2 protein-coding genes and 1 pseudogene are annotated in these 9,346 nt (G+C 59.6%); 2 read left to right on the forward strand and 1 reads right to left on the reverse strand.

Going from position 1 to position 9,346, the window contains the following annotated elements; all coding sequences use genetic code 11:
* The first annotated feature begins 696 nt into the window (after positions 1-696).
* Complete coding sequence (locus ACN0SW_RS19910; protein WP_417729646.1) at positions 697-5,883, forward strand: hypothetical protein; 5,187 nt, start codon at positions 697-699, stop codon at positions 5,881-5,883.
* Positions 5,870-8,494, forward strand: coding sequence for a DEAD/DEAH box helicase (locus tag ACN0SW_RS19915; protein ID WP_417729647.1), 2,625 nt, complete (start codon positions 5,870-5,872; stop codon positions 8,492-8,494). The genes ACN0SW_RS19910 and ACN0SW_RS19915 overlap by 14 nt, the downstream gene beginning before the upstream one ends.
* Positions 8,495-8,932: 438 nt before the next feature.
* Here ACN0SW_RS19915 and ACN0SW_RS19920 read toward each other — a convergent pair.
* A pseudogene (locus ACN0SW_RS19920) lies at positions 8,933-9,346 on the reverse strand (recombinase family protein); the annotation flags it as partial.

The raw sequence follows: 9,346 nt of genomic DNA on the forward strand, positions 1-9,346 counted from the left end.
GACGAGATCTTAGACTTGCTGAGGCAGCTGTCGCCCCGGGTGTTCTTGCAAGGCGGGAACGCGGCGGCCCTCGCAGAACTTCTGGAGGTCGCTGTTGGGCAGGATGACCGCTTGCGGCAGGCCGCCGCGCCGCGCCTGTTGGATCTGTTTCGCAAGGCATTGCTGGAAAGCGCAAGCCTTGCAAATGAAGAGCATCTTCGCGCCATCCTCGGATTCCTGCCGCCGGATCAGGTCATCGGATTGCCAAAATCGGCGGGGCGCTCGCGCCGCATCCTACGCAGCCTTGCCGAGGCGCGTGAGGGTCCGCTTTGCCTGTCGGAGGAGTTGTTGCCCGATGGGGCGATGCGGCAAAGCATTAGCACTGCCGAAGCGACAGCGCTCTTACATGGGATTGCACCGCTTCTGGAGCGTGGCGGCGACCATGAGGCAGCAGGTGCGGCAGCCCTCTGTATCGTCAGACTGCTTGGACGGCAGTTGGCCGCATTCCTTGATGATCCGGTGTGCCGACGGCTGCATATCCTCCGCGCCACGAACGGCAGTGGAGTAGCGATTCTTGTCAGCCTGAGCGATCTCGTTACCGCGTCACGGGAGCGGCGGTTGTTTAGGGACAGTCCCCAGGCGCAGCAATTGGTCAAGGCGCTTTTCGAGGCGGCACCGGAGCGCGGGGCGCTGATCATCCGCAAGGCCGAGGCCGACTTGCTCGATGACATTGGCCACCCCTTCGGTTTTACCGATGCCACGCGTGAAAACGTCGCCAAGCTGATTGTCACGTCTGATGGCTTCGGTTCCGTCGAGGCGCGCGCTCGATTTCTTCAAAGCCACTTCGCCGAAGCGCCTCAAGCGCGCCAAGCCATGCGCAGCATGGCGGCAGGGAAAATCTGTGATGACCGGACCCGGCTATGTGCGCTTGCCGAGGGCATGGGGCCGGTTGCCGACCTCGCGGCAGACCTCGTCGCCGGCGAAAGTGGTAGCCTTCTTGTGGATCCTGAAATCCTGAGTGGGCTAAATGGACGGGAACGAAAACTCGTAGAGGTCACCGAGCTCAGGGGCGCCGAGCTTGGTGAGCTTCTGTACCGAAACATCGGCAAGCTGCGGTCGCCGCCCCTGCATGACGAGACCGCTCTTGCCCTGCTGCAATCCGACGTTCCCGAAGAGATTTTGCGCAACCTACCGATCTTTCCGTCAAGGGACGGGCATAAGTTGACTGCTTCAGAGATCTGGAGGGTCGAGCGAGATTTTCCCGTTCCGCCTGCGCTGGCCCAACATGTGCCAATTCTGCGGCGCCTCAACCACGCCTCAAGCGACGCTCGCATGGAACGGCTTGTATCGCCTTGGACGCCCGCATCGCTGATCGAAGTCGCTTTGCGTCAATCAAAGCCACAATCTTTTGCGAACGAAATTCTTGGGGCGCTTGCAACAGATGGCTTTGCCCTGCCGCCTGCAATCCGCACCACGAAGTGGCTAACGGACCGGCGCGGGGGCACCTGGGCGCCGGATGATATTCTGGATCTTGAAGCGGACATTCTGAACGCAGCCCGCCAGACACTGGCGCAAGAGGGCAGCCTGGCCTTTCTGCCCGTTGACGAACTCGCGCAGGAACTGTCCAACCAGGATGCCTCTGAAATGCTCCGCAATCATCGGGTCATGCCGGATAAGGTCGGCTCTCTTGAGCGGCTGATGTTGCTGATCGAGGACGCACGACCCGTTGCGGTGATGGGGGAATGTGCTCAGGTCGCCTCTGACATGAAGACGATTGCCAGCTATGGTGTGGCCATCGGCCTGCCGGGCTGGCCTCTCCTTGCTGCGCTTCTGCGGTTGTCGGACTTGCCGGTAGAGGAACTCCTGCGCCCCTTCGGCGCGGTGAAGCATGGCGACATCGACGCGGCGAAGTCCCTCCTTTCCTCGCTTGAAAAGCCGATCGACACTGCGAATACCCGCGACGCTGCATGGCGTGTCTATACCACAGCCTTCAAAGAGCTGGGGCGATGGCCGGAAACAGAGCGTCACGCCCTGTTCAGCCAAATCTACGTGCGTACCGAGGCCGAAAACTGGGCTTTGGGAAATAGCGTGACCCTATCAGGCAAGGGTGTCCCAGCCAGCCACCTTCTGCACCGAGGTCTGGTCAAGCTATTGCCCGTTGATGAGGTGCGCTCACCCGCTCTAAACAATCAATCCCATGAAAGGGCGGCAGATCAGGCGTCGGTCGGGATCAATGCCCTTAATAGCTTTAAAGACATTCTTGAGTTTGCGCGGGCGCACGTCCCGCCGGACCTTCTGATTTTGTGTGTGGGGATGATCGAACGGTCGTCGGCAGCTCGAAAACTTGCCAAAGAATCATTGTCCGTTGCAGATTCCAATATTGAGCGGGTCTGGGCAAGGCTGGACACTGAAGTCTTGCGAAGGTTCGTACCGCAAAAGTTGTTGGCAACCGCTGCCGACCGAAGGAGTTCGTTGCGCCTAAACTTCAACACAATCACCAGCCCGCCTGAATGGATCAATGTCACAACGCTCGCGGGTACCATTGCGGATGTGCCAACTGGAGATGCCACTCCGCTGACTGTTCTTGGTGGAACAGCCAATAGTGTGCGGAGTGTATGGATCGGTGGCAGGAACATTCGCTCCTACACTTTGAACGTCGCTGCATACTCGGGGACGCAACCGTCCTCGCCGGATGTGAAGACGCTGTGTACGGCGCTGGCCGAGGTAATGATCGGGCATCGCAATGAACAGGCGGCTTGCCTGGATGCACTCGACCGGCTTGCCGACGAGTGTGATCGGCTGGATCAGGCCACGGTGGACGCCGCAAGGGCCGAACTTGAAGATCGCTTGCCGCAGGTCCTGGACGAATTGAAGCCACAGCATAGGTCGGGGCTTTGGGAAGCGCGCAAAGCCTACAAGGACAGCATCGACGCCCTCCCGGCCGGAAAGAGACAGGAAGAGGCACGACCGGCCGCAAAGCATGCGCTATGGAAAAAGGTTGCATCGCCCAAGACTGCTGACGAACTCCTCGGCGCGATACGACAGCGGATTAAGGATTACGGTTACGATCCTGCCCGGGTGCTGTTCGAGTTATTCCAGAACGCCGATGATGCGACCCATCAGCATCCAGTCTCGACGGAGGCGCGGTTTCGTCTGGAATATGGCGGTGATCATTTGTCCATCAGCCATTGGGGGCGGCTGATCAACCATCCAGGCCCGGACGTTGACGAAGGGATCAAGAAGGGCTGGCGCAGCGATCTTTTCAATATGCTGTTGATGAACCTGTCGGAAAAGCGCGAGGACGTGACGGGCCGTTTTGGTCTGGGTTTCAAAAGCGTGCATCTGCTTTCGAAGCGGGTGTCGATCGCAAGCCATTTCGTGTCCTGCCGGATCAAGGGTGGTATGCTGCCGGAAGTATGGGCTGAGGGGCGTGAGCTGTCGGTGCGGCAAGGCGCGGATGGTCGTCCTGCCACGGTGATAGAAGCCGAGATAGAGCCGGAGCGGCGCGAGGATGCGGGGCGGGCGCTGGCTGCTTTCAGACAGGCGGTGCCATGGCTGCCAGCGATGAGCCGATCGGTTCGACATATCGAGATCGACGGCTCCGGCGACTGGTCCGCAGAGTTTCGCGAACTGGGAGTTCAGTGGATCAGGCTGGTATCATTCGGTGGGCGCGGCTCGGGTCATGCGCTTGCGCTCGATCTTGGCGAAGAGACAACTCTGTTCTTGCCGCTGGACATGCAGGGACCAGCAGCCGCGCCAGAAGGCTTGCCGCGTCTGTGGCTGCTTGCGCCGCTTGCGGAAAAGCTTTCCGTTGGCTGGCTGATGAACGGGAGACGCTTTCGGGTCGATCCGGGCCGCGGCCGCCTGGCTGGCAGCGAAACCGAGCGCGAAGAAATGTTTGCCGAGTTTGGACGGACCCTCGGCCTGCGGCTGGTGGAGCTCTATGATCTGGTCACGGGGCACTGGGCCGTTCTAGCCGAACGCGCCGGATTGTCGGACAGGTCAGAGGATCAAGGCCCGCAAGGTTTTCTGCGGTCGCTTGACGGATTGTTCGCCAAAGATCAGGACGACCCGTTCGCCAAAAACCTGCATGAAAAGGATCGCGGTTTTGGCCGGCTGATTGCCGAGCGCGCCGCGCTTGCCAGTGGTCTCCCCACACCATTCAGCCCTTTCCTGCGGGCAGATGAAGCACGCTTCGTGATAACAGGGTCGATTGCCGATCGCAAATTGCTCGCCTCGCTGCATGACTGGCAGGCAATGGGCGTGATCGGAGGCGCTGCCATCGCAGGCGACGTCGCAAACCGGATCGAGGGCCTGGGGTTTGAGCGTCCAAGACCTTTCAAGCTGGTTGACCTGTTGCGCCACGAGATCGGTGCGGCAAAGCGGGTTCCACCTGATCTCGCTCAGCGCCTTGGCAGGCTTGTCGACGATGATTTCGTAAAATCGCTCAACGACAAGCAGGAAGAAGGCGAACTTCTGGAGTTTCTATCGTCCTTGTTGTTCCAGATGAGTGACTGGGGGTGGCACACGGCAGCCTTGCCCCCGCAAAATGCAAGGGACGGGGACGAGGAAGAACGACGCGAAGAACGACGCATTCTGGATTTTGCGCCCCCGAAGCATCTTGCAGATCGTGGTTATGCTGGCGCTGCATTGAAGTTCTACCGCCTTGCAATGCGCCAAAGCGGCTTTCAGCGCGGATCAACCGCTCTGGCGCAATGGGCCGGCTTGGCCAGCGGGGACGCAGAGCAACGGGCTGTTCTGTCCTATATCCTAGAAGGCAGGCAGGGCAGCGAACTTGGCCAGTTGATCGCAAAAAGTCGCCCCGGATGGCTTCCGGATACGTCAGAGGAATTCCGTGCCTGCCCATCCGGGAAATCAGTTGCGTCCGAAAATTTGCCGCAGTTGCTCGGTATACTCTACCCCGCAGAACAACGCCTTCTGTGGTCCGGTGGAATTCAGCCCGGGTTGTATGAGGATGAACATCAGCCAGCCGATCCCCAAGCATTCCTTCGACGGCTGCACGACTGGTGGCAAGGTAACCACGAGAAGGAGCGAAAGACCTACGAGACACGAGTCTATCCTCATGGCTTCCATCCGCGCGACCTTGCTGCGCAGGATGTTGCATCTCAGCGTGAGGGCTGGTTCACTTTCTTCGCACTGGCGATCTTTCGCACTTTGGGCCGGACACCAGACGGCGCGCATCGCAACTTTATAACCAGAGCGAGACAGACGGGCTGGTGGCAGGAAATGGCCACGGCACGACTGCCGGACGATCCCGCACCATGGCTGCGCAGGCTTGAGGATTTCGCTAGCGCGGACGCATGGCGAATTGACTATCCTCAGTGGCGCCGGGCTTTGGCCGACCTTTACGTTCTGGCACACTGGCTTCCCGATTACGTCGATGCCTATCGTAACTTGCCTAAGGTCTTGCAGACCCAAGAGGTGATCTCTTTGAAGGAAGTCTGGAAGCCGAGCGCTTCGCCGATTTGGCAAAGACGGGGGCTTGAAGGTGCTCCGCTGACGCAAAGCCTGGGCCTTGGTGCCAACTGGCTGATCCGGGAAGGCCTGCGCGCCGGTCTGTGGGGGGACGATGACCGGCACCTACTCGCCCCCTACGGCTGGGCTGCCTCCCGGCGCGTCCGCAAACTGTGTCGTTACGAGCTTGACCTCGATCTGGGTGAGGCCGGTGATATGGACCAATCTCGTGAGATCTACGACACCGTCAGGGCCTACCTCGGCCTTGATGCTGGTTTTCTTGGCGATTTGGATTTGCCCATGCAGATCATTAGTCATGCGCGACATGAGGGACAATTGCTGGTTCTCTCGAGTCGACGCGGCTATCTCAGAAGTGATTACGGCGATATGGACGACGATCTGATGGCGATGGACAATGACGAAGCTTGAGACGGATCAACTTGTCCGCCATCAAACCCATGGCGAGGGGTTTGTGGTGGCCGACCTCGGTCCTACGGTTCTGGCCCGGTTTGGCACCGCCATCCATCAGGTCGAGCGCGAGAGTATTAGCCTGCAGCGATCTCTCGAAACTGCGTTGCAGGCCGGGCAGATGGACGACAGCCGTGCTGTTCTGTGCAGGGCACAGGCATTGGCCATCGCTTCGGTGAACGATCAGTGGGGAGTGTTTTCGCGTTCCCGAGTCCAATTGTTGCCGCACCAGCTTTGGGTGTGCCGACAGGTAACGCGAGCGTGGCCCATTCGCTGGCTGGTCGCAGACGATGTGGGGCTTGGCAAGACGATCGAAGCCGGGCTGATCCTCGAGCCGTTGATCGCATCTGGCAGAATAAGGCGTGTACTGGTTCTTGCGCCCGCGCGGCTGGTTCCGCAGTGGCGGGCAAGAATGAAGACGATGTTCGATATACGCCTGCAGGAATTTACTGCGGACAGCGACCGAGGTCGCATCAGTTTCTGGGAAACCGCGCACCAGGTTGTCGCGTCCTTCCACACGCTTCGCATGGACAAGCCCCGAAAGCGCCTGTTGCAAGCCGAGCCGTGGGACTTGGTCATCGTGGACGAAGCGCACCACTTCCAGGCGCAGGAGCGGGCAGCCACTCTGACCTACGGTTTGCTGCGCGACCTCGAGGATGCCGGCCGGATCGAGTCACTCGTTTTGTTCACCGGCACGCCACACAGGGGCAAGGACTTCGGCTTCCTGGCGCTCATGCAGCTCTTGCGGCCCGATCTTTTCGATCCGGAAAAGGAAATGGAGGAACAGCTTTCGGCACTGCCGAATGCCATGATTCGCAACAACAAGGCACTGGTGACGGACCTCGACGGAAACAAGCTGTTCCGCCCGGTGGCAACCCGCGCCATTGACTACGGATATTCCGAGGCCGAGGCTGCCTTCTATCATACTATGAGCGAGTTCATCCTGGATGGACGGGCCTATGCGGCAAGTCTTTCCGGCCGCCAGCAGACCGCGCGAATGCTCTTGCTGATCGCTCTGCAGAAGCTTGCAGCCAGCTCGATTGCGGCAATCACTCGGGCCTTGCGGCGCAGACGGGCCATGCTGGCCAACACTGTCCTGGATGCAACACCTCGTGACACAACCGAACCCGAGACTTTCGACGAAATTGCAGAGGCCGAAGAATCCCGTCCAAGCGAGACCGCAGTCTTGCTGATGCAGGATGAGATTGCCCGCCTTGACGAGATTCTGAATCTGTCGACCGAAATTGGCCGCGAAACAAAGATCGCCACGCTGCTTGATCTGATCGAACGCGATCTACCTGAGGGTGAGCCACTGCTCCTGTTCACCGAGTACAAGGCCACCCAAGCGCTTGTTCACGAGGCGCTTGAGGCGCGTTTCGGCAAAGGCTGCGTTGGCTTCATCAATGGTGACCAGCGTCTTGTCGTCACCTCTACCGACGGCACCGAAACGGTACTCCCACTTTCACGCGACGCCGCTGCTGACGATTTCAATGCTGGTCGGACCCGCTTTCTGATTTCCACCGAGGCGGGGGGCGAAGGCATCGACCTGCAGGAACGCTGTGCCGTACTCGTCCATATCGACGTGCCATGGAACCCGATGCGACTGCATCAACGGGTTGGCCGGCTCAACCGCTATGGTCAGAAGCGCGCTGTCAGCGTCTTCCTGCTGCGCAATCCAGAAACCGTGGAAGCACGGATATGGTCTCTCCTGCAGGAGAAGCTTGCACGGATTCAGGAAACTCTTTCCGCTTCAATGGATGATCCAGAGGATATTTCGCAGCTGGTCATTGGGATGGCTGGCAGCCAGTTCTTTGATGACATCTATTCACAAGGTTCGACGCGAAGCAGTAGCGGCCTGGCAAGCTGGTTTGACCAGAGTACGCAGCAGTTTGGCGGACGCGATGCGGTTGAAACAGTGCGCGCCATGCTCGGGAATGTTGCCCGATACGATTTTCAGTCGGCAGGGGAGGAAATCCCTAAGCTCGACCTGCCGGCCTTGGAACCCTTCTTTCGAAACACCATGGCGCTGGCGGGTCGTCGCGTGACCAAAGGCGACGAGGGACTTTCAGTCGCCACACCTGAAGCATGGCGAGGGAGTCTTGAGCTGCGCGATAGGTACGATTCACTCACCTTTGATCGCTTCATGCGCTCGGATAATTCCTTAGCCAAGCTTGTTGGCGTTGGCCATCCTTTGCTTGACCGTGCAATCTCGGACAGCATGGAGCAGCAGGTGTTCTTGTCACGTGCTCGCGGCATTTCAGCCCCTCTTCTCGTCGCTCAGGTTGAAGACGAGATCACCGGGACTGGCGCGACGGTCCATAGGATAGTTGTCGGAATCGAGGGCACCGGCGATGCAGCGACGGTGCTTCGCGATTGGGAACTGCTGGTACGGTTAAATGAAATGACGCCCGTAGAGAATGCCAGCCTCTTTCCAACTCCTGTTGAGCGTTCGGTTCTTGACGTTCTGTGCAGGAAACTTGGGGCTGATGTCGTAGTTTCAGGTCTCCCATTCAGGCGCCCCAAACTTCGACGTATCATCGCCCTCTTTCCAGAGGAGCTTTCCGTTGACTGACCTTCACTCGAAACAGGAACGCGCGGAGTTTCGAGGGTACTTCGGCGGACCGGAGAAGGTTGTCTTTCAGACCCATCCCCTCCGCCACCCACCCCTGTCTCTGTTAGCGCAGTCGTTTCTTCCCTGTTTTCTCCCGTTTTTCCGAGGGGTTGGCCAGGGTCATCTGCGGGAGAGACGGCCACTCATCCCTGTATCATCCCGATTTCCCGGCGCCGTCTCCGAAGGCACCATCATGCGCTTCGGTTAGGCCCGAATTTCCCTGCTAACAGGGAATTTGCAGGGAATCTTCCCGGGATCGGGCCTCTCGTCCTGATTCAGACCCTGAATCCGCGAGCTTTATCAGGGGCTTACAGGCAAATTCCCTATGCGAAATAACAGGGAACTTTTTCGCGAGTATCAGGGAAGTTTTCCGCAGGAACAGGGAACCCTGCGCGCAGATCAGGGATGTCGCGGATCTTGCGCGAACCCGTACATCCTGGCCTGCGCGTCCCAGTCCAACGGTACCGGTTTGCGGATGATCCGTTCGAGCATGAGGTCAGCCGGCTGTCGTCCCTCGAGGATGGCGCCCTGGATCGCGGGCGCGAGGTAGGCCAGCTGCGCCCGGGTGCGGATGTAGGATTCCGAATGCCGTGTTGCGGCAGCGATTTCGCCGAAGGGCTTGCCTCCGCGCAAATCGGCCACCCAGGCATGGGCCTGCGAGAGCGCGCGCAGCAGCGTGCGATCGGGCTGTGGCGCGTGGTCGCCGACGACGATCTTGCCTTCCACGCCCCGACGCCGCAGGGCCAAGGGCGCCTCGATCGAGAGGGCTGACGGATCGATCGCGTCCGGATGGAGATCGAGTGCTTCGGCGAG

The organism is Roseovarius sp., from assembly GCF_048262375.1.
Classification (GTDB): Bacteria; Pseudomonadota; Alphaproteobacteria; order Rhodobacterales; family Rhodobacteraceae; genus Roseovarius.